The sequence below is a fragment of the Sphingomonas sp. LHG3443-2 genome (genome assembly GCF_049896405.1).
GTDB lineage: Bacteria > Pseudomonadota > Alphaproteobacteria > Sphingomonadales > Sphingomonadaceae > Sphingomicrobium.
On the sequence record NZ_JAFCUG010000001.1, the window covers coordinates 2,574,155 to 2,599,056 of the forward strand.

Sequence of the window (24,902 nt, forward strand, 5' to 3'; positions counted from 1 at the left end):
GGTGCGTCCACTTCGTCCAGTTTCGCCGGATCGGACGCGACGATGATGCGGCCGGTCTATCGAAACGCCCGCCTGTAGGACAGGGTTATTCGGCTGCCTCGACCCGCGCCAGCAGCGCTTCGACCTGGACCTGCGCGCCGGGCTCGACGGCCAGTTCGGCCACCACGCCGTCGAACGGAGCAAGCATGGCGTGCTCCATCTTCATCGCTTCAAGCGTCAGCAGGCGCTGACCTTTTTCTACTCGCTCACCGGCGGCGACATCGACGCTGGTGACCTTGCCCGGCATCGGCGCCAGCAGGCTACCATTGCCGACGGTGCCCGCGCCGCCTCCGCGCACACGGCGGTCGAAGGCATAGGCCTGCCCGCCCTCAAACAGGACCACGCGTGCCTCATCCGCGAAACCCGAGGCGGGTGCGTAGTCATCGGCATCATCGAGGACGATACGGCGGCGGTCCGCCCCGAAACTCAATGTCGCAGCCGGAGCCGACGGCGCGTTGAGCCGGAAACCGGCGATCGCTGGCTGTTCTTCCGCAGCCAGCGCCACCACCGCCGCGGCGCGCCACAGCGCTTCGTCGGGCGCATTGTCCGGGACGAGGCTGTCGAGCTTGCGGCCGATAAAGCCGGTGTCGAGCTCGGCGTCTTCGAAATCATCATCGAGCAGGCAGTTGACGAGGAAACCGGCGTTGGTCCGGACCGGCCACACCTCCACCCCGTCGAGCATGGCAGCAAGGTTGTCGATCGCCTCGTCCCGGTCGTCGCCATGGGCGACAAGCTTGGCGATCATCGGGTCGTAAAAGGACGAAATCGCATCGCCCTCCTCGACGCCGGTCTCGATCCGGCCTTCTTCGCCAAGATCGAAATGGTCGAGCCGCCCGGTGCTGGGCAAGAAGCCAAGCGAGGGATCCTCGGCATAGAGCCGTGCTTCGATGGCGTGGCCCGAGATGGTGAGCTCATCCTGACGCTTCGGCAGCGGTTCGCCGCTAGCGACCCGCAACTGCCATTCGACGAGATCCTGTCCGGTGATCTCCTCGGTGACGGGATGCTCGACCTGCAGCCGGGTATTCATTTCCATGAACCAGATGCGGTCGGCGCGCAGGCCCTCGCTGCCGTCGGCGATGAACTCGATGGTCCCCGCGCCTTCGTAATCGACCGCCTGCGCCGCGCGGACAGCAGCGCCGCAGACGGCGGCGCGGGTCTCCTCGTCCATGCCGGGCGCAGGTGCTTCCTCGATCACCTTCTGATGGCGGCGCTGGAGCGAGCAATCGCGTTCGAACAGATGGACTACGTTGCCATGGGCATCGCCGAAAACCTGCACCTCGATATGGCGCGGGCTTTCGATCCATTTTTCCAGCAGTACGACATCGTTGCCGAAACTGGACGCCGCCTCGCGCCGGCAACTGTCGAGCGCATCGGCGAAGTCCTCCGCGCGGTCGACCTTGCGCATCCCCTTGCCGCCGCCGCCGGCAACCGCCTTGATGAGCACGGGATAGCCAATCGCGTCCGCCTCGGCCTTGAGGCGCTCCGGCGTCTGGTCGCCACCCATGTAGCCGGGCGTCACCGGCACCCCGGCCTCGGCCATCAGCTTCTTGGCCGCGTCCTTCAGGCCCATGGCGCGGATGCTGGCAGGCTTGGGGCCGACCCAGATCAGCCCGGCGTCGATCACCGCCTGCGCGAAGTCGGCGTTCTCGGACAGGAAGCCATAGCCCGGATGGATCGCCTCGGCGCCGGTGTCCTTGGCCGCAGCGATGATCTTCTCGCCCACCAGATAGCTCTCGCGCGCGGGTGACGGGCCGATGTGCACCCCCTCGTCGGCCATACGGACGTGCAACGCGTTGGCGTCCGCGTCCGAGTAAACGGCGACGGTCCGGATGCCGAGCTTCTGCGCGGTGCGGATGACGCGGCAAGCAATTTCGCCGCGGTTGGCGATCAGGAGCGATGTGATCATTCGGCAGCCTCCAACGCGCGCATCGGCTCCTCCGCACGCATGGGCGTCAGCCCGAGCTTGGCGAACAACGCTGCATCCTTGCTGTCGCCGGCGTTCGCCGTGGTCAGCAGCTTGTCGCCGGTGAAGATGCTGTTGGCCCCGGCGAGAAAGCACAGCGCCTGGGTCGCCTCGCTCATGCTCTCCCGCCCGGCAGACAGCCGCACCATCGAGCGCGGCATGGTGATCCGCGCCACCGCGACCGTACGGACGAACTCGATATCATCGATCAGTCGCTCGCCTTGGTACATGTCGCCCAGCACCGTGCCCTTGACCGGCACGAGCGCGTTCACCGGCACGCTTTCAGGATGGCGCGGCAGGGTCGCGAGCGCGTGCAGGAAGCCGACCCGATCCTCGCGGCTTTCGCCCATGCCGACGATCCCGCCGCAGCAGACGCTGATGCCCGCCTGGCGCACCTCCTCCAGTGTGTCGAGGCGCTCGGAAAAGGTGCGCGTGGAGATGATCTCGCCATAATGCTCGGGCGAAGTGTCGATGTTGTGATTGTAATAGTCGAGACCCGCGGCCTTGAGCTGCCGCGCCTGCTCGCCGGTCAGCATGCCGAGCGTCATGCAGGTTTCGAGGCCCATGGCCTTGACGCCCTCGACCATGCGGCACACTGCGGCCATGTCGCGTTCCTTGGGACTGCGCCACGCCGCGCCCATGCAGAAACGCTGGGAGCCCGCCGCCTTGGCTTCCGCGGCCGAGGCGAGGACGGCGTCGACATCCATCAATTTCTCCGCCTTGAGCCCGCTATCGGCGAAGGCGGACTGTGAGCAATAGCCGCAATCCTCCGGGCAACCGCCGGTCTTGATCGACAGCAGGGTGCACAGCTGCACTTCGCCCGCCGCGTGATGCGACCGGTGGGTTTCGGCGGCGCGGAAGAGGAGTTCGGTGAACGGCAGGTCGAACACCGCCGCAATCTCATCGCGGGTCCAGTCGGTACGCACTATGTTCCTGCTCCTGAGTATGGAGGGCATGACAGGCAGTTTCGCCTCACGTTGCAACGGCAAGCGGGGTGATCACTTCGTGGCTGCTTCGATGTGCAACTGGACCTGCTGCCCGAAGCTCAATTCGAGCGTATGCCCGTCCGGGTCTTGGATGAAGGCCCAATAGCCGACGGGGGGTCCGGATCCAGTTGGGTCGGAGGTACGCAAGCCTTCCATCCTGGCCATCGCCAGCCGCTGATCAACAAGCTCCCGAGATGCTAAGCAAACACCGATATGACCGAAGGGACCAAGGGGACTTTCGGCCTGCTGTCGCTCCAGGAAGACGATAGCGAAGGGACGAGTCAGATCGGAAAGCCAAAATGCCCGCCTTCCGAAATCAGAACGATCATGCACAACATGCATGTCGGCATACCGGCGATAAAAGGCGATTGTTCTCTCTGCGTCTGTGCAAATGAGCGCGATATGTGTGAGGCCGAGATCGGTAGTCATTCTTACATCCGGAACACGCCGAATTGCGGGCGCTCCGCAAACGGCGCGTTCAAGCAGGCGGCAAGGGCTAGGCCAAGGACGTCGCGGGTCTGGGCGGGATCGATGATGCCGTCGTCCCACAGCCGGGCGGTGGCGTGCCACGGGTTGCCCTGCGCTTCATAATCCTCGCGGATCGGCTGCTTGAAGGCCTCGGCTTCCTCAGGGCTCCACTTGTCGGCATCGCGGTGGACGGTCGCCAGCACGCTCGCCGCCTGTTCGCCACCCATCACGCTGATCCGGCTGTTGGGCCAGCTGAACAGGAAGCGTGGGGAATAGGCGCGACCGCACATGCCGTAATTGCCCGCGCCAAAGCTGCCGCCGATCAGCACGGTGATCTTGGGCACCTGCGCCGTGGCGACGGCGGTAACTAGCTTGGCGCCGTGCTTGGCGATGCCCTCGGCTTCGAACTTCCCGCCGACCATGAAGCCCGAGATGTTCTGGAGGAACAGCAGCGGCACGCGGCGCTGGCAGGCGAGCTCGATGAAATGCGCGCCCTTGACCGCGCTTTCGCTGAACAGGACGCCATTGTTGGCGAGGATTGCGACCGGTGCGCCATGAATATGCGCGAAGCCGGTGACCAGGGTCGACCCGTAGAGCGGCTTGAACTCGTGAAACTCGGAGCCATCGACGATGCGGGCGATGACTTCGTGCACGTCGTAAGGCGCGCGGACATCCTCAGGGACGATGCCGTACAGCTCTTCGGGATCGTATGCGGGCTCGCGCGGCTCGACGCCCTCCAGTTCGGCATATTGCGGCGGCAAGGTGCTGACGATGTCGCGGACGATGGTCAGCGCATGCTCGTCATTGTCCGCTAGGTGATCGACCACGCCCGAGCGCCGCGCGTGAAGGTCACCGCCACCCAGATCCTCGGCGCTGATCTCCTCGCCGGTCGCGGCCTTCACCAGCGGCGGGCCGCCAAGGAAGATGGTGCCTTGGTTGGCGACGATCACGCTTTCATCGCTCATCGCCGGCACATAAGCGCCGCCCGCGGTGCAGCTACCCATGACGCAGGCGATCTGCGGAATGCCGAGCGCACTCATGTTCGCCTGGTTGAAGAAGATCCGTCCGAAATGATCGCGGTCGGGAAACACCTCGGCTTGGTGCGGCAAGTTCGCGCCGCCAGAGTCCACCAGATAGATGCAGGGCAGGCGATTGGCCTCGGCGATCTCCTGCGCGCGCAGATGCTTCTTCACCGTCAGCGGATAATAGGTGCCGCCCTTCACCGTGGCGTCGTTGCAGACGATCATCACCTGCCGGCCCGACACCCGCCCGATCCCGCAGATGATGCCCGCGCCCGGCACCTCGCCCTCGTACATGTCGCAGGCGGCGAGCTGCCCGATCTCGAGAAACGGCGAGCCGGGATCGAGCAGCCGCTCGACCCGCTCGCGCGGAAGCAATTTGCCGCGGGACACATGACGCTCGCGGCTCTTCTCATTGCCGCCGAGCGCGGCCTTCGCGACGTCGGCGCGAAGCCGCTCGGCCAGTGCACGATTATGCGCGGCCCGCGCCTGGAACTCGGCGCTGTCTGGCTGGACCTTGGTATCGAGGCGCGGCGCGCTCATGCGTGTGGTGATCCCGTTTGTCGAAAACAATCCTCAGGCCCCGGCCTAGCCGCGCTCGGCACACTTGCAAAGCGGGAGCGAGCGTCGCAGCGCGTTCTCGACTTCTGCTCACAAACGAGGTTTATCGATGGTCCGCTCGCCGCTTCTGCTCGCCGCTTCCGTGCTCGCCCTCAGCCTCTCGGTAGGTGCGTGCAACGTCACCACCAAGGATGGCAACCAGGCTGAGACGGCAGCGGCGGCCGGCACGGCGCTCGGCATCAACCCGCAGGCGATCGACAAGTCGGTCGCGCCGGGCGACGACTTCTACCAATATGCCAACGGCGGCTGGATGAAGACCGCCGAGATCCCAGCCGACCGCTCCAGCATCGGGGCCTTCTACATCGCCGACCAGATCCGCGAAAAGAACACGCGCTCCCTGTTCGACGAGCTGCTCAAGAGCAACGCCGACGCCGGCACCAACGAAGGCCGGATCGCCAACTACTACAAGGCGTATCTGAACACAGACGCGATCGACAAAGCGGGCATGGCCCCCGCCAAGGCCGATCTCGACGCCATCGCCGCCATCGCCGACAAGCGCGCGCTGTCCGCCGCGATCGGCTCGACCCTTCGCGCCGACGTCGATCCCTTGAACGCCACCAATTTCCAGACCGACAATCTGTTCGGCATCTTCGTCACGCAAGGGCTGAACACGCCGGGCGAGACCCTGCCCTACATCCTCCAGGGCGGCCTCGGCATGCCCGAGCGCGATTATTATCTCTCCGGCGACGGCAAGATGGCCGACCTCCGCACCAAGTATCGCGCTTATGTCCAACAGGTCATGCAGGCCGCCGGCAATCCGGACCCCGCCGCTGCCGCCGGCCGAGTCCTCGCGCTCGAGACCAAGATCGCGCAGGCCCATGCCAGCCGCGAGGAGAGCGAGGACTTCAGCAAGGCCGCCAAGGTGTGGACCCGCGCCGAGCTCGAAAAGAACGCCCCCGGACTCGACTGGGGCGCCCTCCTCGGCGCTGCGCAGCTTGGAGGCGCGCCCAAGTTCCAGGCCTACCACTCGACCGCCATTCCCAGACTCGCTGCGCTGGTCGGCTCCGAGCCGCTCGACGCATGGAAGGACTGGCTGGCGTTCCACACGCTGAACCAGCAAGCAGGCCAACGTCCTCCCCAAGCCCGTCCGTGACGCGAGCTTCGCCTTCAACAGCACCGTCCTCCAGGGAACACCCCAGCAGCGCCCGCGCGACATCCAGGCGCTGAACGCCACCAGCAACGCGCTTCAGGACGCGGTCGGCAAGGCCTACGTCGACAAATACTTTCCGGCGTCGGCCAAGGCCGAAGTCCAAGCCATGGTCGACAACATCAAGGCCGCCTTCGCCAAGCGGGTCGAAGCGCTCGACTGGATGGCGCCGTCGACCAAGGCCGAAGCGCTCGCCAAGGTGAAATCGATCGTGGTCGGCGTCGGCTATCCCGACAGCTGGCGCGATTACAACGGGCTGACGATCACCGCTGACAATGCCTATGCCAATCAGAAGGCGGCGGGCCTCGCCGAATATCGGCACCAGATCGCCAAGATCGGCAAGCCGATGGATCGCAGCGAATGGTGGATGCCGCCGCAGCTCGTCAACGCGGTCAACCTGCCGGTTCAGAACGCGCTGAACTTCCCGGCCGCCATCCTGGTCGCGCCCTTCTTCGACCCCAAGGCCGACCCCGCCTACAATTATGGCGCGATCGGCAGCGTGATCGGGCACGAGATCAGCCACAGCTTCGACAACAATGGCGCCCTGTTCGACTCGACCGGCCGCCTGCGCAACTGGTGGACGCCGCAGGACTTCGCCCGCTTCAGCCAGGCCGGCGATGCGCTCGCCAAGCAATACGACGCCTACGAGCCCCTCCCCGGCCTACACGTCAACGGCAAGCTGACGCTTGGCGAGAACATTGCCGACGTGGCCGGCCTCGCCGCCGCCTACCAGGCTTATCACGACAGCCTCGGCGGAAGGTCCGCGCCTACGATCGACGGCTTCTCCGCCGATCAGCGCTTCTTCATCGCTTATGGCCAGGCCTGGGCGACCAAGATGCGCGAGGAAACGCTGCGCGGCCGCATCGCCACCGACGGCCACGCACCGGGCCAGTACCGCGCCCAGACAGTCCGCAATCTCGATCCCTGGTATGGCGCGTTCGGCGTCAAGGCCGGGCAGAAGCTGTATCTCAAGCCCGAGAGCCGCGTGAAGGTCTGGTAAGCCCCTCCCCGCGCTCGGCTGGATGAGCTAGCAGGCGGCCCATGCCGACGATCCTGCTGCTCATCTGCTCCAACATCTTCATGACCGCCGCCTGGTACTGGCACCTGAAAGGCGGGATGAGCAAACCGATCCTGCTGGTGATCTTCATCAGCTGGAGCATCGCGCTTGTGGAATATTGCTTCGCCGTGCCGGCCAACCGGATCGGCTATGCCAATGGCTGGACGGGCGCCCAGCTCAAGATCGCGCAGGAAGCGATCACGCTGATCGTGTTCGGCGGCTTCATGGTGACCGTGCTCGGCGAGCCGCTCCACTGGCGGCACCTGGCTGCGTTCGCGTGCATCATGGCTGCGGTGGGCTTCCTGTTCGCCGGCAAGTGAATCGAAACTGCGGACTCGGGCGCGCGTTCACACCCTGACTCATCACAAAGGAGACGGGCGTGTTCATCGACTTCAACCGCGACAATCAGGTCACCGAGGCTGAGGCCAGCCAGGATCAGGTCGAGGACATCGTCAACCGCCGCCTTGGCCGCCTCGAAGGCAAGGTAACCAGCGCCGAAGTGCACATCGCCCACGTCAAGGAAAGCCGCACCAACAATCCCGAGCACCGCTGCTTGATCGAGATCCGGCCGGAGAATCTCGGACCTATCGCCGCCTCGGCGGAAGGTGTCGGCGTGGAAGCGGTGGTCCGCTCGGCCTGCGACAAGGTGCTGCATGCCTATGACAAGGTGGTCGGCAAGCAGGGCGCGCGCTAGCGGCTCCGGCAGGCGGACGCGTCAGTCCGCCCTTCCTCGCGATCAAGCTTCGCGGCTCAGGCCCCGATCAGCTCTCGCCCGATCAGCATGCGGCGGATCTCGTTGGTGCCGGCGCCGATGTCGAGCAGCTTCGCATCGCGCATGAAGCGTTCGACCGGCCAGTCCTTGGTATAACCGGCGCCGCCCAGCGCCTGGACCGCTTCGCCCGCCACCTTGAACGCGCTTTCGCTCGCAAGCAGGATCGCGCCCGCCGCGTCGAAACGCGTGGTCTTGCCCGCGTCGCACGCCTTGGCGACCTGGTAGACGTAGGCGCGGGCGGAATTCAGCGCGACATACATGTCGGCGATCTTGGCCTGCATCAGCTGCTGAGCGCCGATCGGCTTGCCGAACTGCACCCGCTCGCGAACGAACGGCAGCACCACGTCGAGGCAGGCCTGCATGATGCCGAGCTGGATTCCAGCCAACACCGTGCGCTCATAATCGAGGCCGCTCATCAGCACCCCAACGCCACCATTCTCTGGCCCCATGATGTTCTCGGCCGGAACGAAGCAATCGTCGAACACCAATTCGCTGGTCGGTGACCCGCGCATGCCCACCTTGTCGATCTTCTGGCCGATGGAGAAACCCTCCATCCCCTTTTCAATCAGGAAGGTGGTGATCCCGCGGCTGCCCGCGTCCGGCGTGGTCTTGGCGTAAACCACCAGCACGTCGGCATAAGCGCCGTTGGTGATCCAGAACTTGGTGCCGTTGAGGCGATAACCGTTGCCGCTCTTCTCGGCCCTGAGCTTCATCGACACGACGTCGGAGCCCGCGCCCGCCTCGCTCATCGCCAAGGCGCCGACCTTGGTGCCGTCGATCAGGCCGGGCAGGTACTTCTTCTTCTGCTCATCGTTCGCCCAACGCCGGATCTGGTTGACACACAGGTTCGAATGCGCGCCGTAGCTGAGGCCCACCGAGGCCGAAGTGCGGGCGACTTCCTCCTGCGCCACGACATGCTCGAGGTAGCCGAGGCCAAGCCCGCCCCACTCCTCCTCGACCGTGATGCCGTGAAGGCCGAGTTCGCCCATCGCCGGCCACAATTCGATCGGGAAGCGGTCGTTGTGATCGATCTCCGCCGCGATCGGGGCAATCCGGTCGGTGGCGAAGCGCTGGGTGGACTCGCGGATGGTGTCGGCCATCTCGCCGAGATCGAAGTCGAGGGTGGGTGCGGACATGCCTGCCGCGCTAGCAGAGCGCCGAAGGCTTGGACAAGGCGCCCCGAATGCTTATTGCAGTGCAACATTCTTCTCACGGAGCTGCTGTCATGGCCACCGCATCAGATAACGTCGTCATCCTCTCCTACGCGCGCACCCCGATGGGCGCGATGCAGGGCGCGCTGGCCGACGTCAGCGCGACCGATCTCGGCGCCACGGCGGTCAAGGCAGCGGTCGAGCGAGCCGGAATCGACGGCGGCGACATCGACCGCATCTACATGGGCTGCGTGCTTCCCGCCGGTCTCGGCCAGGCCCCGGCGCGCCAGGCGGCGATCAAGGCGGGCCTTCCGACCAGCGTCCAGGCGACCACGGTCAACAAGGTCTGCGGCTCTGGCATGCAGACCGTGATCATGGGCGCCGAGGCGATCACCACGGGCAATGCCGACGTCATCGTCGCGGGCGGTATGGAGAGCATGACCAATGCGCCCTATCTGCTGAAAAAGCATCGCAGCGGCGCGCGGATCGGCCACGACAAGATCTATGACCACATGTTCCTCGACGGGCTCGAAGACGCCTATGAGGAAGGCCGCGCGATGGGCAGCTTCGCGCAGGCGACCGCCAACGACTATCAGCTCACCCGCGAAGGCATGGACGCCTACGCGATCGAGAGCCTCAGTCGCGCCAAGTCGGCGATCGACAATGGCGGGTTTAAGGACGAGATCGCTCCGGTGACGGTCAAGAGCCGTGCCGGCGAAACCGTGGTAGACACCGACGAAGCGCCGGGCCGCGGCCGCCCCGACAAGATCCCGCAGCTCAAGCCCGCCTTCGACAAGGAAGGCACCATCACCGCCGCGACCAGCTCCTCTATCTCCGACGGTGCCGCGGCGGTGGTGCTGGCGCGCGAGTCCGATGCGTCGGCCAAGGGCCTCCAGCCCGTCGCCCGCATCGTCGCCACCGCCGGCCATGCCCAGGCCCCGGCCGAGTTCACGATCGCCCCGATTGGCGCGATCCACAAGGTGCTCGACAAGGCCGGCTGGTCGATCGGCGAGGTCGACCTGTTCGAGGTCAACGAAGCGTTCGCCTGTGTCGCCATGTTCGCGATGAAGGATCTCGGCATCGGGCACGACAAGATCAACGTCCACGGCGGCGCCACCGCGCTCGGTCACCCGATCGGCGCCAGCGGCACCCGCATCATTGTGACCCTGCTCAATGCGCTCAAGCAAAAGGGCCTGAAGCGCGGGATCGCCAGCCTCTGCATCGGTGGCGGCGAAGCCACTGCAGTGGCGGTCGAGCTGATCTGAATTCGTAGCGCTCCCCGGCCCTTCGCCGGGGAGCCGCTTAATCCTCGACCGTCTCGCCCTCGGCGACGCCCCACAGGTCGGCGACCTTGATGTGGCCTTCGCGGGTGCCGAACTTGATGTGGCACCAGCCGCCGCCGCACTCATCGATGCGGCCGACCACGCCCGGCTCGGCGAGGTAACGGACGCGGCTGCCTTCGTCGGCCTTCGCATGGACCGGCCGCGGCTCGCTGCCCTTGACGATGGCGGTGCGCGTGTCGCTCAGCATGGTGCGCAGCATCCAGCCACGGGTACCTTCGCTATCCTCGATCAGCCGCCAATTCTCGTGGATCTTGAGCACACGGATCGGCAGGTCGCGCCGCTTGTAGAGCCACAAGCCGGGATAGGTCCGCGCGGGACCCGACCGCATCATCGCTTCCCCGCTGCTGATCGACGCCCAGTAAGGCGTAGGACGATCCTGCGCCGACGCAACCGACGCAACAGCAAGCACTACAAGAGCCCCCAGCCGCTTCATCACGCCCCCGTCCGGATCCGATCCACCAACTGCTTCACGGTCGGCACGAAGCCATTCGAATAGAAGGGATCGGTCCTGAACCGGAACGCCGCGTGGCCGGCAAACATCAGGTTCTGCTCGACCGGGCCACCATGGGCGATGTCCTGCAGCGTCTTCTGGATGCAGAAGCTGCGCGGGTCGGCAAGGCGGCCCGTCGAATTCTTCTCATTGTCCGACCAGCTCGAGAAGCTGCACTGGCTGAGGCAGCCCATGCAATCGGCCTGGTCCTTGCGGATCCACTTCTCTTCCTCGGGCGTGACGAAGACGAGCGTGTCGTCCGGCGTCTTCATCGCCTGGGTGTAGCCAGCGCCATACCATTCGCGGGCGTGCTGGAGATCGCCCTTGGTGACCCAGTAATTCTTCTTGGTGCCGATGCCGACATCCAATTCGAACGCGTGATCGCCGACCTGCTCCTTGGTGAAGGCGATCTGGCGCTCGCTGCGCGCTTCGAGATTGCGCAGGAACGGGTTGCGCACGGCCGAGCTGTAAAAACCTGTCGGCGAGAATTTGTGGAGCAGGACGTCACCCTCCTCCAGTGTCATCAGCCGCGCCTTCCAATCCGGCGGGATCGGGCTTTCCTGGGTCAGCAGCGGGCGGGTTCCGAACTGGAACATGATCGCGCCAAGCTCGGGATTGTCGATCCAGTCTTCCCATTCGTCGAGCCGCCACACGCCGCCGGCCATGACGATCGGCACGCTGTCGGGCACACCGCATTCGCGCATCATCGTGCGCAGTTCGGCCACGCGGGGATAAGGAGCCTGCGGCACGCGCGGATCCTCGGCATTGCTGAGGCCATTATGGCCACCCGCAAGCCATGGATCCTCGTAGACGACGCCGGACAGGAATTCGGCGAACTTCGAATAAGCCCGCTTCCACAGCGCGCGGAACGCGCGGCCCGAACTGACGATCGGCAGGTAGGAGACGCCGTAGGACGCCGCGATCTCGGACAGCTTGTAGGGCATGCCCGCGCCGCAGGTGACGCCCGCGACCTTGCCGCGGGTGCGCTCGAGAACGCCGTGGAGGATCGGCTGCGCGCCGCCCATTTCCCACAGCACATTGATGTTGATCGCGCCCTTGCCGTCTGACATTTCATAAGCGCGCTCGACCTGCGCGACGGCGCCTTCGATGCCGTATTTGATCAATTCTTCATGGCGTTCGCGGCGGGTCATGCCGCTGTAGACCTGGGGCACGATCCGGCCTTCGGGATCATAGCTGTCGGCGTTGACCGCGCTGACCGTGCCGATGCCGCCCGCCGCCGCCCACGCGCCCGAGCTCATGTGGTTGGTCGCCGACACGCCCTTGCCGCCCTCCACCAGCGGCCACACTTCGCGCCCGCGGTAGTTGATCGGCGACAAACCCTTGAACACGTCGGCACTCCCGAATTTCACACGAAACCGCGCCTATACTCCGGCGCTTGCCTGACCCAAACGAAAAAGGGGCCGCCGGGCTTCCCGCCCGGCGACCCCTCCTGCCCGGCTAGCCGCTTAGTAGCGGTAGCCGTAATTGTAGTTGCGGCGGTTGCAGCTGTCCTTGTCGACCTTGCGGCCAAGGAGCGCGCCGACCGCGCCGCCGATGATCGCACCGGTGGCATTGCTGCCGCCGCGGCGGTTACCGTAATAATCGTAGCGCTGGCGGCCACCGGCGATTTTGCTGCCGAGCACTGCGCCGGCGACGCCGCCGATCACCGTACCGGTCGTGCCCGAGCAGCGGTTGCCGTAGTTCTGGCCGTAATAGCCCTGGCCGCTGTAGCTGCGATTATAGTTGTCGTAGCCTCGCTGGTAGCCGTTGTTGTAGCCACCATAACCCGGATAATATTGCGCGCTGGCAGCGCCCGGAATGGCGAACAGCGAGGCGGCAGCAGCGGCGAGGATGAACTTCTTGGCCATGACGAGGCTCCTTTGTCGTTGGAGCCGTTTTGCGCGAGTCGCGGTGTCGGCTTGCTGAACCGCGCTGTTGGCGTTCGTTCAGCTAGCTTAACGAGAAATCGAGCCCGATATCGACCGCCGGCGCGGACTGGGTAATCCGCCCGACCGACACATAGGTGACCCCGGTTTCGGCAATCGCCCTTATGGTGTCGAGCCGCACGCCGCCCGAGGCTTCAAGTGGCACGCGGCCGGCGACCAGGGCGACCGCTTCACGCAGCACCGGTGGCGGCATGTTGTCGAGCAGCAGGCGGTCAGCACCTGCAGCCAGCGCCGGTTCGATCTGCTCGATGCGATCGACTTCGACCTGCACCGGCAGCTTGCTCCCATAAGCCCGCGCACGGGCGACGGCAGCCTCGACCGAGCCATTCACCGCAACGTGATTGTCCTTGATCAGCAGCCCATCGTCGAGCCGCATCCGGTGGTTCTGCGCCCCCCCCATCCGCGCCGCATATTTCTCCAACACGCGGAGGCCCGGAATGGTCTTGCGGGTATCGAGCAGGATCGCGCCGGTGCCTTGAATCGCATCGACATAGCGACGGGTCAGCGTCGCGATGCCCGATAGGTGCTGCAGCGTGTTCAACGCCGAGCGTTCCGCGGTCAGCATTTTCGCCGCGCCGCCTTCGATCCGCATCAGCACCGCGCCCGCTGGCGCGCGGACGCCGTCAGCAACCTCGCAAGTCAGCGTGACCTCGGGGTCGAGGCGGCGGAAGAACGTAGCAGCAATTTCGATGCCGGCGACCACGATCTCCTCGCGGCAGTTCATCGTCGCGGTGAAGCGCGCGTCTGCCGGAATGGTCGCGGCAGACGTGACGTCCCCACCCTCCCCCAAGTCTTCGGCCAGAGTGCGAGTGACGAAGCCGTCGAGGTCGAAGCCAGTGATCATGAAAGCGCTCATGAAGCGTGCGGAGCGTAGGCTCAAGCCTCGGCGGGGTCGGCAAGCACCTCGGCCCGCTTCCAGGCGTTGTCTTCCTTGACGAAGCGGGTCGGTTCCGCGCTTTCGAACGCCGCACCGGTCCAGCGCTTCAGCCCGAGAGTGACCGACCCCGGCTCGACCTCAAGGATGTTGAAGCTTTGCTCCTCCTCACGCGTGCGGACGGAGGTGGCCGTGCCCGCCTGCACCACCAAGGCCCCGCCAGCGCGGGTGACGAGATCACGCGCCTGGTGGGTCGAGGCACGATGGTTGTGCCCGGCGAGTAGCAGGTCGATGCCGAGCTCGTTGACCACATCCAGCGCCTTTTCCTGATGCCCGACGGCGCGGCCGAGAATGCCTTCGTCGCTGACCGGAAGGGCGAACAAGGGATGGTGTGTCACCAGCACCTTGAGGTCACCTGTCGGCGCTTCCTCGAAATGCTTGCACACGAAGTCGCGCTGTTCCGAATTGATCCGTCCATCCTTGATGGTCAGCGACCGCGCGGTGTTGAGACCGAGCACCGACACCCCGTCGAGCCGGTGCCAGGGGCAGAGCGTCTCATCGATATACTTCTTGTACCGGCCCAGCGGCGACAGGAAGCGGCGAAAGACGTCATATAGGGGCACGTCGTGATTGCCCGGCACCGCCAGCATCTCGTGCCCTGCATCACGCAGTGTCTCAAGGAAGCGGCAGGCTTCCTGATATTGCTCGGTCTTTGCGCGCTGGGTGAAATCGCCGCTGATGATCACGAGATCGGGGGCGGCGGCATCGACTTCGTTCAGCACCGCCGCGACGATGGTGTCGTCATGCGCGCCGAAGTGAAGGTCGGAAAGATGTACGAGACGGGCCATGGCGACATAAAGCCCTGACGCCGCGGCTTGTTTCGTGTCGCGCGCTGCTTAGGGTGCCCGCAATGGACCGCACCACCGCCAATACCGGCACCCGCGAGGTGTCCGAACGCCTCCGTTTCGATGAAGCCGCGCTTGGAGATTGGCTGAAGGCGAATGTTCGTGGCTTCGCCGGACCGCTGACGGTCAGTCAGTTCAAGGGCGGGCAATCCAACCCGACCTACAAGCTCGATACGCCCGCTGCTTCCTATGTCCTGCGGAGGAAACCGCCCGGCAAGACGCTTCCGGGCGCGCACGCGGTGGACCGTGAATATAAGGTGATGGCGGCGCTCGGGAGCCAGGGCTTTCCCGTCCCCCGCGTGCACGGCCTGTGCGAGGATGACGGTGTCATCGGCACCGCCTTCTTCGTAATGGACATGGTGCCGGGGCGGATCGTGTGGGAAGCGCAGTTTCCCGGTCTAAGCCCCGACAGCCGCGCCGCGCACTTCGACGCAATGAACGCCACCATCGCCCAGCTTCACAGCTGCGATCCGGCGGCGATCGGGCTCGGCGATTATGGCAAGGCGGGCGGGTTCGTCGAACGCCAGGTCGCGCGCTGGTCCAAGCAATATGTCGGTGATGTCGAAGCTGGCCGGAACGCCGACATGGACCGACTGGTCGATTGGCTCGGCAAGCACCTGCCCCCCGACCGCGGCGAAAGCCGGGTGATCCACGGCGACTATCGATGCGACAACATGATCTTCGACGCCGAAAAGCCGGAAGTCCGCGCGGTGCTCGACTGGGAGCTGTCGACCCTCGGCGATCCCGAAAGCGACTTCGTCTATCATTGCATGATGTACCGGATGCCGGCCGGGCTGTTCACCGGCCTCGCCGGGCTCGACCTCCCCGCCCTCGGCATCCCAATCGAAGAGGATTACGTCGCGGCTTATTGCCGCCGCACCGGACGGACAAGCATCCCTGCCTACGATTATCTGATGGTCTTCAACCTGTTCCGCCTCGCTGCCATCATTCACGGCATCAAGGGCCGGCTGGCGCGCGGCAATGCGTCCAGCGCGCACGCCGAAGCCACCGTGGCGGCGCTCGACCCCTTGGCCGCGCTTGCCTGGAAACAGGCCGAGACTGCACGGCTCTAGAAGAAAAGGGCCGCCCCGGCTTTCGCTGGGACGGCCCTCGTTATTTACTTCAGCGGAAAGCCGCGGCGCTTCAGCAGCGCCGTCACATCCGGATCACGCCCGCGGAACTGGCGGTACGCCTCGGCCCGATCGGTCTGGTTGCCGGTCGACAGCAGAAGTGCGCGGAAGCGGTCGGCGATCTGCTTGTTGAACGGATCGCCCGTCTCCTCGAACGCCGCCCAGGTGTCGGCGTCCATCGTTTCCGACCACAGATAGCTGTAATAGCCCGCCGAATACGCGTCCGAGCTGAACAGGTGCCCGAACTGCGGCAGGCGGTGACGCATCCGCATTTCCCTCGGCATCCCAAGCTCGGTCAGCGTGTCGCGCTCGAACTTGTCGGGGTCGACCACGCCGCCCGGAAGCAGATGCAGCTTCATGTCGACCAGCGCCGACGACAGATATTCCACCGTCTGGAAGCCCTGCCCGAAGGTGTCCGCCCGCTCGATCTTGTCGACCAGCGCCTTCGGCATCGGCTGCTTGGTCTGATAATGCAGCGCGAAGCGGTCGAGGATCGGCCGGGTCAGCAGCCAATTCTCGTTCACCTGGCTTGGATATTCCACGAAGTCGCGCTGCGAGCCGTTGAAGCTCGGATAGCGGACGTCCGACAGGAGGTAATTGATGGCATGCCCGAACTCGTGGAACAGCGTCGAGGCATCGTCGAGGCTGACCAGCACCGGCTGCCCGGCTTCCGGCTTGTTGAAGTTGTTGTTGTTACTGACCAGCGCGGGATCGCGGCCCGTCAGATCACTCGGCAGGCGATAGCTGGTCATCCAAGCGCCCGAGCGCTTGCCCTCGCGGCCATAGGTGTCGAGGTAGAACAGCCCGACCGGCTTGCCGAGACGGGTCACCTCAAAGGTACGAACGTCCGGATGGAAGACCGGAACGGTCCCCGTGTTTTCCTTGAACTGCAGGTCGTACAGGCGACCCGCGCTGTAGAACATGCCCTGCACGAGATTATCGAGCTGGAAGTAGGGTTTGATCTCCTCTTCCGACAGGTCGTACTTGGCCTTGCGCACCTTTTCATTAAGGAAGCGCGTGTCCCACGGTTCGATCGTAGTGATCTTCGCCGCACGGGCGAAGGGCGCCATGTCGGCGATCTCTTCCTTGGCTCGCGCAACCGCCGCCGGCCACACCCGCATCATCAGGTCCATGCCCCGCTCGGGGGTCTTGGCCATGGTGTCCTGCATCCGCCAATGGGCATGGGTCGGAAAGCCGAGCAGCTTGGCGCGGTCGGCGCGCAACTTCACGATCTGGCTGATCAAGCCATTGGTGTCGTTGGCATTGCCGTTGTCACCGCGATTGACGAACGCGGTCCACACCTTCTGGCGAAGCGCGCGATTGGTGCCGAACGTCTGCACCGGCTCAAACGCCGAGCGGGTGTTGCGGATGGCATAGGTGCCGGCAGGCAGGCCCTTGTCTTTCGCCACCGAGGCGGCGGCCGCCTTGATGTCTGCGGGGACGCCAGCCATCTCGGCCTCGCTCGCCTGCGTGAAGGTACCTTCGTCGGCCAGCAGCTTGGCATTGAAGTCGCTGAATAGCGACGCGAGCTGCTGATTGTAGCCACTGAGCTGCTGCTTCTGCGCCGCGTCGAGCTTGGCGCCATTGCGCACGAAGCTCTCGTAGGTGCGGGTCAGCAGGCGGTCCTGCACCGCGTCGAGACCAAGGCCCGCGCGATTGTTGTAGAGCGTCTCGATGCGGGCAAAGAGCTTGGGATCGAGCGTGATCTCGTCACCCGCCGCCGACAGCTTGGGGCTCCACTCCTTGTCGAGCGCCTGGATCTCGGGCGTCGACAGATTGTCGGTGTAGACCCCGAACACGCTGGTCACGCGGTCGAGCCGATTGCCGGCCTTTTGCATTGCTTCGATGGTGTTGGCGAAGGTCGGCGCTTCGGCGTTGTCGGCGATCGCGCGATACTCGCGGCGCTGCTCGTCGATCGCGAAGGTCAGTGCTGGCGCGAAGTCGCTGACCTTGACCTTGTCCCACGGCACGACGCCGCCATAGGGGCCGGTCCAGTCGGCCAGCAGCACGTTGTCCGGCACCGCGGGCGCAGCCGCAACCGGCGCGGCGTCCGCGACAGCGGGAGCAGTGGCGGCAGGCTCAGCGGCCGGCACGGTGGCGCAGCCGGCAAGGAGAAGCAGGGAAGAACCGGCAAGAAGGGCAGACTTCAGCATCAAGGAGAGACCTCATGATTGTCACGGCGGCATGTGTGCCAACCTCCCCCGCCTTTTGCCAAGACTTGTTCGACAAAGCGGAGGCGCGTGACCTCCTCGGTGCGCCACCAGCGCTTAACCCAACATGGCCAAGTGCTTGATCAGGCTAGGAGAAAGCTAGCCAGCGGCAGCAGCATCTTGACGTCCATCGCAACCCCCGCGGCCCGGCGAGAAGCAACGAAGCTGGCTAGGTCCGCCTTGGGCACGAGGTGGACGGTGATCTCCTCCTCCCCCGCGACTCCGCCCCCGGCGCCGACCCGGCGAACGCCGTGCGCGCGGACCAGGGTGAAACTCTCGCTGAGCATGCCGGGCGACGCATGGAAGTCGCCGAGCCGCTCGACGCGCTCGGCGGTGAAGCCGGTTTCTTCCTCCAGCTCCTTTACCGCCGTGCCTTCGACCGTGGCGCCGTCACCGTGATCGCCGACAAGCCCTGCCGGAAGTTCGAGGCACAGCCCACCGACCGCTGCGCGCGGCTGCTCGACGAGGATCCAGCAACCGTCATGCTCGGCCAGCACGACCACTGCGCGAATGCCGCCCACCCGGCCGGCATATTCCCACTTGCCCTTGCGCTGGGCGGTGACGAAGCGGCCCGCCCACATGGTCTCGGGCGGCAGATCGAAATCGGGATCGCGGCTCACAATTCGATCAGCTTGTCGGGGATCTCGTTGACGTCCTCACTGGTCTTGGGGAAGTGACGGGCAAGCACCTCGCCCACTTCTTCCACCGCCATCGCGAGGCCATCGCCGGGTTGCCCGGCTTTGATCTGGCCGATCAGCTCGGCCATCGCATCGCCCCAGCATTCGGGCGTGGTCACTTTGGCGACCGCCTCGTCGGCGACGATCTCGGCACGGTGCTCGCCGAGGCTGAGATAGATGAGAACGGCGGTGCGGCCCACCGTGCGACGCTCGGCAGCGGCGCGGAACAAGGCAATAGCGCGGCGGCGCACCCGGCGGCCCTTGGTTGCACCGGGAGTGAGGGCAAGCCGGACTGCACGCGATTTCAGCAGCAGCAGGGTCAGGAGGAAGCCGACGACTGCCAGCACCATCGCCGCGAACAACACTTCGCCCGCGCTCGCCTGCTCGCCCCAGCCGAACAAAGCTTCCCACGCGCTCGCCAGACGGGCCGCTTGCCACGCGGCAAGCGCCAGCACGCCGATCATCGCCGCCACCGCCCAATGCAGCGCCACGTCGTGATAGCTGTCGCTGTCGGCCGACACGATGGTCAGGATCTCGCCATCGCTTGCCGCTTCGGCCTTGGCGATGGCTTCGCTGACCTTGCGGTGGTCGTCGGGCTGAAGACGCAGGGTCACCATGACCCCGACGCTCCGCCGCCGCCAAAGCTGCCGCCGCCGCCAGAGAAGCCGCCGCCGCCACCGCCGCCGAATCCACCAAAGCCGCCGCCTCCGCCGCCGCTATTGCGGGCGGCATGGCTCAGCACGTCGAGGCCCCACAGGACCACCATGGGATCGATGCCGCCGCCCCGCCGCCGCTTGCCACGATATTTGCGGCCCGACGCACGGCGCGCGAAGCTCAGAAAGACAAAGCCGATCACCAGCCCCCAGAAGACGAGCGGAAAGAGCCCCGCTCCGCTGTTAGAGCTTCTGCTCGACGCCGCGCCGGCTTCCGCTTCCTGCAGTCTTTTCGCCGCTTCTGCAGGCGGCAGCCGCATCTGTTCGGCGATGGCATCGACCCCGGCGTCGATCCCGCCGGGCATGTCCCCCGCCTTGAAGCGCGGGGTGATCGCGTTGCGAATGATGATGCTCGACAAAGCATCGGTCAGGAAAACCCGCGCGCCATAGCCGGTCTCGATCCGGACCTTCCGCTCGTTCGGCGCGACGATCAGCAGGACACCGTCGTCCTCTTCTTCCGATCCGATCCCCCATTCGCGGCCGAGCCGATAGCCATAATCCTCGATCGTGCGCCCCTCGAGGCTCGGGAGGGTCGCGACGACCAGCTGGCGCCCCGACTGCTGTTCGAGCGCGGCAAGTTTCTCGGTAAGTGCAGCTTCCTGCGCGGGATCAAGCAGGTTCGCGGCATCGACAACCCGCCCGGTCAGCGGCGGAAAGGTCTGCGCCGCCGCCGGAATGGCCACGAACAGCAGCAGCAGCGCTGCAAGAAATCGACGAACGATCATAACGGCAACTGCTGGATCTGCTCGAGCGCCCGTCCGATCGCGGATCCAACCCGGCCTTCGCGCAACTCGGACTGCATGGCGCCAACGATGGCTGCCCGCTGCTCGGGCGGAAGCGCACCCTCGATGCGAACCGTGGCGAGCTTGGGATCGATCAACAGTAGCGAGGCACGCTTTGCGGCGGCCTTGGCATCCCGCTGCCCACTCACCGCCCAGCCAATACGCTCCATGCTGTCTCCATCACTCGGCACCAGCGTCACCACCACGACCGTCAGCCCGCGGGTCTCACGCAAGGCGGCAAGCCGGGCGGCAATCGTCTTTTCCTCCAACGCGGAGAGGACGCCTGCGGTGTCGATGACCCGGCCCCGGTTCTCCGTTCTGGCGATCCGGAAGGAGGGATCGGCATCCGTCCGGTCCCGCTCGTGGATCGTGTCGCCTCCGGCCGGCGCCTGACCGCACGCGACCAGGCTAAGGAGGAGGGGCGCAGTGAGGAACCGGCGGATCACTTACTGCGCGTTGAAATCGACCGTCGGCGCGCTCTGCGCAGCAGCGGCGGCCTCGAACGGGACTTTGGGCTTGGCGCCATAGAAGATCTTCGCGCCGACCGCGTCCGGGAAGGTCCGAATGCGGGTGTTATAGCCCTGCACCGCCTCGTTGTAATCGCGACGAGCGACGAGGATGCTGTTCTCCGTTCCCTCGATCTGGCTCTGCAGGGTCAGGAAGTTCTGGTTGGTCTTGAGCTCAGGATAGGCTTCCTGGAGCCGCTGAAGGCTGAGCGTGATCCGGTTCTGCGCGTCGTTGAACGCGCTGACCTTTGCCGGGTCCGACAGATCGGCCGGGCTGAGCTGAATGCGATTGGCGCCGGCGCGAGCTTCGGTCACCTCGACCAGCACGCTCTTTTCCTGCTGAGCGGCGCCCTTCACCGTGTTCACGAGGTTGGGGATGAGGTCGGAGCGGCGCTGATACTCGCTCTGCAGATCGCCCCAATTGGCGTTGACGTTCTCTTCGGCGGTCGGGACCGAATTGAGACCGCAGCCCGCCAGCGACAAGGCGGCAAGCGGCGCGAGAAGGCCGAGGCGACGAAGAGTGGTCATGGCGTAAAGGCTCCCCCTGAAGGCATTGCTGGTGCCTTACGTAGGTGGGACACCGCGGCGCCGCAAGCAGGGGATGAGGAAGTGGGGAGCTTCTGTTGCCCGGTGCTCCCCGTACCGCTGGAATCCGATTCTGTTGCCCGGTTCGGTCCAACCGCGCTTAAGCTTTGTAACTTCTGACCGTTAGGCCGTCAGTTACGCAGCAATCGCGAGCGCCTCGTTATCGTTGGCACTTGTGAGAATGACCGTTTTAGGGCCGATCCAAGCCCGCTGGCAGCAAGCACTTTACTGCATCCGTCGATCCTGTTTCGCCCCCATCAGCGAAGCCGCGCTGCGGCCCCGGTGGTGGAGGCGCCGGGGTACTGCCCCCCGGGTCCGAAATGTTTATTTCTACCTACACTCTACCAGCATAGCCGGTTGCCCGGCCCGACCGTTATAAGCCTTCGGCATCCCTATTCCAAGACGGTCGTGATGGAACCGAAAGGAAATTGCTGGCGTTGGGCGCCGTCAAGCGGGTAAAGAACCGCGGGTCACAAGAACCATAAGGGGAGTGTACACCATGAAGAAGCTTTCATTCGCGCTGGTTGGCGCTGCTGCTCTCGCTCTCGCCGCTTGCGGCGGCAAGGGCGATGATTCGCTCGGCGACAACGTCAACGACAACTACGAAGCCGCTGCCGACAACCTGGAAGCCGCTGCCGACAACGCCGCAACTCCGGCTGAAGCCGCGACCCTCGAGAACCAGGCTGACGCCCTCGAAGCCGAAGGTGATCGCAAGGAAGAGGCCATCGACGAGGCCGACGTCAACGCCGCCAACGGCGCTGGCGCGGCTGCTGCCGTCAACGCGATGTAATCAGGCGCGCAAGCGTTTGATGGTGAAGGCCGGTCTCCCAGCGGGAGGCCGGCCTTTTCTTTTGGCTCATGCTGCCTCATCTCAGTGGTCATGACCGACAGTGAGGCCATTCCCGCAGCGACCCTTGTCGTGCTCCGCGATGTCGAGACGGGCCCGCCCGACCTGCTGATGGTGGAGCGCCCGCGAACCATGGCGTTCGCCGCGGGCGCGATGGTATTTCCGGGCGGGCGGATCGATCCCATTGATTGGGAAGAGGCCGACACGCTCGAACAAGCCGCCGCCCGCGCTGCTGTGCGCGAAACCGCGGAAGAGACCGGGCTCGAGGTCGGCCTCGACAGCCTCGTGCCTTTCGCACGCTGGCGCCCGGACAACGTGCATCACCGCCGTTTCGACACCTTCTTCTTCCTCGCCCCCTGCCCCGCCAACGCCGGACCCCTGCGCCCTCAGCCGGGCGAATGCGAGCGGGCGTTGTGGGTATCGGCCGGTGCCATGCTCGACGACATCGCCGCCGGACACGCCGCCGCCATCTTCCCGACCATCCGCAATCTCGAGCGGCTGGCCCAGTTCGGCAGCTTCACGCAAGCGCGCGACCATGCCCTTGCCCACCCTGTCGAGATCATCAGTCCATGGATCGAGGATCGGGCCGGTGAGCCCCACCTCGTGATCCCCGACCACCTCGGCTATCCGGTTACGTCCGAAAGGCTGGATCGCGCCCTTCGGGCCTGATTGCCGCTTGCCTTCGTTGAACAAGGCAATGCGCGGCGCAATCCGGATCTTCCTTGTCTTCACCCTGCTAGCGGTTGTCATCATCGAGGGGGCAGCCTGGATGCAGCGTCACCGCCAGGACATGCCATGGGCCGAGCTCGACCTCACTGCGCCGCCGGGCCGCTTCACCGCCGCCAAGATCGCGGGCCTTGGTGAGGACGCGCCGCGCTGCCGGGCGCTGCTTGCCGCCGCCGGCAACCAAAGTCGCCCCGCCCCCGCGCGCCGGCCCTCCGAAAGCTGCGGCTACGAGGACGGTACCTTGCTCTCCCTCGACATTGCGCCGTCACCTGGTGGGCTGGTCACCAGTTGCCCCGTGGCGGCCGCGCTGAGCGTGTGGGAGCGGCAGGTCGAAGCCGAGTCGCAGCGCCTGCTCGGCACCGGCGTCCGCCGCTTTGTCCATGCCGGCAGCTATTCCTGCCGTCGCCTCTACAATCGTACGGACGGCCCCTTCAGCGAACATGCCACGGCGGACGCCGTCGACATTCTCGGTTTCGAGCTGGCGGATGGCCGGCGCCTTTCGGTGCTGCGCGACTGGCAAGGCCGGCCGGAGGATGCCGCCTTTCTGCGCGCTGCCCGTGACGCGGCGTGCCGGGTGTTCAGCACCGTGCTCTCACCCGACTATAATGCGGCGCATCGCGACCACCTGCACCTCGACACCGCGAACCGCGGCCCCGGAGGCTGGCGCGCCTGCCGCTGAGACGAGGCCGAGTCGCCCCTTTGCCCCAACGAAAGAGGGCTCGCCTCATCGGCGAGCCCCCCCCCCTTCGAGCAGCGTCGCTAGACGCGCTTACGACAGATGCTTGGACAGGTGCTTGTTCATTTCGAACATGGTGCAACGGTCCTTGCCGAAGATCTTCTGCAGCTTGTCGTCAGCGACGATTTCGCGCTTGTTCTGAGGGTTCTGCAGGTTGTTCTTGCGAATGTGATCCCACACCTTCGAGACGACTTCGCTGCGCGGCAGCGGGTCGTTGCCGACGATCTTGGCGAGATCGGGCGACGGTTGAACGGGCCGTGCGAGACCGCCCCCTGCCTTACGCCCAGTCCCGCTCGCTTCCTTTGCCATGTGGCCCTCCTGTTGGTTCGGTAAGAAGATAGAGCGCAAAGCGCGCCCCTCTGCAAGAGGCGGTTACGAGAGAGACGCCCCTCTGTTCCGCAGAGGGAATGGTACCACGCGATTGAGAGCATCATGCCCGATGTCGGCGCGGCCGCCGTAAGCGACGCCGGACCGCTCGCACCAGTGGCGTACAACCGCTTCCAGCTCGGCCCCGAAAGGACGATCATTTGCCTTGAGCGCGCACCGACCAAGACGCAGTTGGCGGAGCTTGGCAAAGCCCGGCTGGCTGCTGACGTGAAACAGGAAACGGTCGATCCGGTACAGCTCCTCGTCCACTTCCTCGATCAACAGCTCTGCGCCGGAGAAGTCGGGTTCGAGCTCGGTCCCCATGAGGCTCGAGAGCACCACCAGGTTGAACGCGAATGCGGGTCCGGCGAGGTCCGGCTCCAGCCCATCGAAATCGTTCTTAGCGAGCCAGCGCAGGGTCCTCAGCACGGCTTGGTCGCCATCCTCGCGGAGCACGTCCTGGACCATCGGGCCATGCGCCACCGCCAGCCCCGCCTTGTGCAACGCCGCCAGCAGGAACCCGCCATCGCTGTAGCCGACCACTCGCTTCCACCGTGCGCCTTCCGGCAGGTCGCGGAGGAGAGCTGGGGCGATGCGATTGGAGCCATAGCCGCCGCGCGCGAACCACACCGCTTCGATCTCGGGATCGGCCAGCATCTCGCGCAGGGCGCCCAGCCGTATATCGTCGGGTCCGGCAAAATGGCCCTCTTCGAGGAAGCATTGGGGGTGGATGACGAGGTTTGCGCCGACCTGCGCCGCCAGCGATTGCACCCGTTCGGCTGCCGCGACGTTCAACGGGCAGCTTGGCGCCACCACTCCGATCCTCATGACGCACGCGCTCCG

27 protein-coding genes, 1 other RNA gene and 1 pseudogene are annotated in these 24,902 nt (G+C 65.4%); 10 read left to right on the forward strand and 19 right to left on the reverse strand.

The genetic code is table 11. The features are described from left to right. Positions 1–85: 85 nt before the first annotated feature. From ACP69Z_RS13000 to ACP69Z_RS13015, 4 genes are read right to left on the reverse strand one after another with little or no spacing between them, the layout of a single operon-like run. Complete coding sequence (locus ACP69Z_RS13000; RefSeq protein WP_426267887.1) at positions 86–1,945, reverse strand: acetyl/propionyl/methylcrotonyl-CoA carboxylase subunit alpha; 1,860 nt, start codon at positions 1,943–1,945, stop codon at positions 86–88. Further along, entirely contained in the window at positions 1,942–2,958 is a 1,017-nt protein-coding gene (bioB, locus tag ACP69Z_RS13005; protein ID WP_426267888.1) for a biotin synthase BioB, read from the reverse strand. Before bioB ends, ACP69Z_RS13000 begins: the two co-directional genes overlap by 4 nt. A gap of 42 nt (positions 2,959–3,000) precedes the next feature. Then, positions 3,001–3,417 carry a VOC family protein gene (locus tag ACP69Z_RS13010; protein ID WP_426267889.1) on the reverse strand — a complete coding sequence of 139 codons (417 nt, stop codon included), beginning with the start codon at positions 3,415–3,417 and terminating at the stop codon, positions 3,001–3,003. 2 nt (positions 3,418–3,419) lie between these two features. After that, positions 3,420–5,018, reverse strand: a complete 1,599-nt coding sequence (locus ACP69Z_RS13015; RefSeq protein ID WP_426267890.1) for a carboxyl transferase domain-containing protein — start codon at positions 5,016–5,018, stop codon at positions 3,420–3,422. Positions 5,019–5,145: 127 nt separating this feature from the next. Here ACP69Z_RS13015 and ACP69Z_RS13020 point away from each other — a divergent pair, with 127 nt between their 5' ends. The 5 genes and pseudogenes from ACP69Z_RS13020 (at position 5,146) to ACP69Z_RS13040 (ending at position 7,994) form a co-directional block, all read left to right on the forward strand. After that, the gene (locus ACP69Z_RS13020) at positions 5,146–6,189 is read left to right on the forward strand and encodes a hypothetical protein (RefSeq protein WP_426267891.1); all 1,044 of its coding nucleotides are present in this window, start codon (positions 5,146–5,148) and stop codon (positions 6,187–6,189) included. A gap of 28 nt (positions 6,190–6,217) precedes the next feature. Beyond that, positions 6,218–6,415 (forward strand): annotated as a pseudogene (locus tag ACP69Z_RS13025) (hypothetical protein); the annotation flags it as partial. Beyond that, a complete protein-coding gene (locus ACP69Z_RS13030) occupies positions 6,407–7,243 on the forward strand; it encodes a M13-type metalloendopeptidase (protein WP_426268112.1) in 837 nt (278 codons plus the stop codon). The pseudogene ACP69Z_RS13025 and the gene ACP69Z_RS13030, both read left to right, overlap by 9 nt. Positions 7,244–7,284: 41 nt before the next feature. Then, positions 7,285–7,620: a DMT family protein gene (locus tag ACP69Z_RS13035; RefSeq protein ID WP_426267892.1), complete on the forward strand. Its 336-nt coding sequence runs from the start codon at positions 7,285–7,287 to the stop codon at positions 7,618–7,620. A gap of 59 nt (positions 7,621–7,679) precedes the next feature. Beyond that, entirely contained in the window at positions 7,680–7,994 is a 315-nt protein-coding gene (locus ACP69Z_RS13040) for an HPF/RaiA family ribosome-associated protein (RefSeq protein WP_426267893.1), read from the forward strand. Between the two features lie 56 nt (positions 7,995–8,050). On the opposite strand, the gene ACP69Z_RS13045 is transcribed toward ACP69Z_RS13040, so the two are convergent. Continuing rightward, a complete protein-coding gene (locus tag ACP69Z_RS13045) occupies positions 8,051–9,208 on the reverse strand; it encodes an acyl-CoA dehydrogenase family protein (RefSeq protein ID WP_426267894.1) in 1,158 nt (385 codons plus the stop codon). A gap of 89 nt (positions 9,209–9,297) precedes the next feature. On the opposite strand from ACP69Z_RS13045, the gene ACP69Z_RS13050 reads away from it, so the two are divergent. Then, positions 9,298–10,488, forward strand: a complete 1,191-nt coding sequence (locus ACP69Z_RS13050) for a thiolase family protein (RefSeq protein WP_426267895.1) — start codon at positions 9,298–9,300, stop codon at positions 10,486–10,488. A 37-nt stretch (positions 10,489–10,525) separates the two neighbouring features. Here ACP69Z_RS13050 and ACP69Z_RS13055 read toward each other — a convergent pair whose 3' ends face one another. The 5 genes from ACP69Z_RS13055 to ACP69Z_RS13075 all read right to left on the reverse strand — a co-directional run bounded on the left by ACP69Z_RS13055 (position 10,526) and on the right by ACP69Z_RS13075 (position 14,724). Continuing rightward, positions 10,526–10,975 (reverse strand): SH3 domain-containing protein, encoded by a 450-nt coding sequence (locus tag ACP69Z_RS13055; protein ID WP_426267896.1) that lies wholly within the window; start codon positions 10,973–10,975, stop codon positions 10,526–10,528. A 23-nt stretch (positions 10,976–10,998) separates the two neighbouring features. Further along, on the reverse strand, positions 10,999–12,405 hold the full coding sequence (locus ACP69Z_RS13060; protein ID WP_426268113.1) for an NAD(P)H-dependent flavin oxidoreductase: 1,407 nt from the start codon (positions 12,403–12,405) through the stop codon (positions 10,999–11,001). Between the two features lie 117 nt (positions 12,406–12,522). Further along, positions 12,523–12,924, reverse strand: coding sequence for a glycine zipper 2TM domain-containing protein (locus ACP69Z_RS13065; protein WP_426267897.1), 402 nt, complete (start codon positions 12,922–12,924; stop codon positions 12,523–12,525). An 82-nt stretch (positions 12,925–13,006) separates the two neighbouring features. Next, positions 13,007–13,846, reverse strand: coding sequence for a carboxylating nicotinate-nucleotide diphosphorylase (gene nadC, locus ACP69Z_RS13070; RefSeq protein WP_426267898.1), 840 nt, complete (start codon positions 13,844–13,846; stop codon positions 13,007–13,009). Between the two features lie 32 nt (positions 13,847–13,878). Beyond that, positions 13,879–14,724 (reverse strand): metallophosphoesterase family protein, encoded by an 846-nt coding sequence (locus ACP69Z_RS13075; RefSeq protein WP_426267899.1) that lies wholly within the window; start codon positions 14,722–14,724, stop codon positions 13,879–13,881. Between the two features lie 62 nt (positions 14,725–14,786). Between ACP69Z_RS13075 and ACP69Z_RS13080 the strand changes: the two genes are divergently transcribed. Then, positions 14,787–15,854: a phosphotransferase family protein gene (locus ACP69Z_RS13080; protein WP_426267900.1), complete on the forward strand. Its 1,068-nt coding sequence runs from the start codon at positions 14,787–14,789 to the stop codon at positions 15,852–15,854. Positions 15,855–15,898: 44 nt separating this feature from the next. Here ACP69Z_RS13080 and ACP69Z_RS13085 read toward each other — a convergent pair whose 3' ends face one another. The 7 genes from ACP69Z_RS13085 to ssrA form a co-directional block, all read right to left on the reverse strand. After that, entirely contained in the window at positions 15,899–18,064 is a 2,166-nt protein-coding gene (locus ACP69Z_RS13085; protein WP_426267901.1) for a M3 family metallopeptidase, read from the reverse strand. Between the two features lie 140 nt (positions 18,065–18,204). After that, positions 18,205–18,741 (reverse strand): NUDIX hydrolase, encoded by a 537-nt coding sequence (locus ACP69Z_RS13090; protein ID WP_426267902.1) that lies wholly within the window; start codon positions 18,739–18,741, stop codon positions 18,205–18,207. Then, on the reverse strand, positions 18,738–19,415 hold the full coding sequence (locus tag ACP69Z_RS13095; protein ID WP_426267903.1) for a TPM domain-containing protein: 678 nt from the start codon (positions 19,413–19,415) through the stop codon (positions 18,738–18,740). The genes ACP69Z_RS13090 and ACP69Z_RS13095 overlap by 4 nt, the downstream gene beginning before the upstream one ends. Next, positions 19,409–20,236, reverse strand: coding sequence for a TPM domain-containing protein (locus tag ACP69Z_RS13100; RefSeq protein WP_426267904.1), 828 nt, complete (start codon positions 20,234–20,236; stop codon positions 19,409–19,411). The genes ACP69Z_RS13095 and ACP69Z_RS13100 overlap by 7 nt, the downstream gene beginning before the upstream one ends. After that, positions 20,233–20,739: a TPM domain-containing protein gene (locus tag ACP69Z_RS13105; protein ID WP_426267905.1), complete on the reverse strand. Its 507-nt coding sequence runs from the start codon at positions 20,737–20,739 to the stop codon at positions 20,233–20,235. The genes ACP69Z_RS13100 and ACP69Z_RS13105 overlap by 4 nt, the downstream gene beginning before the upstream one ends. Continuing rightward, the gene (locus ACP69Z_RS13110) at positions 20,740–21,327 is read right to left on the reverse strand and encodes a LemA family protein (RefSeq protein ID WP_426267906.1); all 588 of its coding nucleotides are present in this window, start codon (positions 21,325–21,327) and stop codon (positions 20,740–20,742) included. A 119-nt stretch (positions 21,328–21,446) separates the two neighbouring features. Continuing rightward, positions 21,447–21,789, reverse strand: a transfer-messenger RNA (tmRNA) gene (gene ssrA / locus ACP69Z_RS13115). Between the two features lie 94 nt (positions 21,790–21,883). On the opposite strand from ssrA, the gene ACP69Z_RS13120 reads away from it, so the two are divergent. The 3 genes from ACP69Z_RS13120 to ACP69Z_RS13130 all read left to right on the forward strand — a co-directional run bounded on the left by ACP69Z_RS13120 (position 21,884) and on the right by ACP69Z_RS13130 (position 23,636). Continuing rightward, positions 21,884–22,174, forward strand: a complete 291-nt coding sequence (locus tag ACP69Z_RS13120; RefSeq protein WP_426267907.1) for a hypothetical protein — start codon at positions 21,884–21,886, stop codon at positions 22,172–22,174. Between the two features lie 90 nt (positions 22,175–22,264). Next, the gene (locus ACP69Z_RS13125; RefSeq protein ID WP_426267908.1) at positions 22,265–22,900 is read left to right on the forward strand and encodes an NUDIX hydrolase; all 636 of its coding nucleotides are present in this window, start codon (positions 22,265–22,267) and stop codon (positions 22,898–22,900) included. A gap of 28 nt (positions 22,901–22,928) precedes the next feature. Beyond that, positions 22,929–23,636 (forward strand): extensin family protein, encoded by a 708-nt coding sequence (locus ACP69Z_RS13130; protein WP_426267909.1) that lies wholly within the window; start codon positions 22,929–22,931, stop codon positions 23,634–23,636. A gap of 90 nt (positions 23,637–23,726) precedes the next feature. On the opposite strand, the gene ACP69Z_RS13135 is transcribed toward ACP69Z_RS13130, so the two are convergent. Together ACP69Z_RS13135 and ACP69Z_RS13140 are read right to left on the reverse strand one after the other, a co-directional pair. Next, positions 23,727–24,002, reverse strand: a complete 276-nt coding sequence (locus ACP69Z_RS13135; protein WP_314446528.1) for an SWIB/MDM2 domain-containing protein — start codon at positions 24,000–24,002, stop codon at positions 23,727–23,729. A 63-nt stretch (positions 24,003–24,065) separates the two neighbouring features. After that, positions 24,066–24,887: an LD-carboxypeptidase gene (locus tag ACP69Z_RS13140; RefSeq protein WP_426267910.1), complete on the reverse strand. Its 822-nt coding sequence runs from the start codon at positions 24,885–24,887 to the stop codon at positions 24,066–24,068. Positions 24,888–24,902 lie beyond the last annotated feature (15 nt).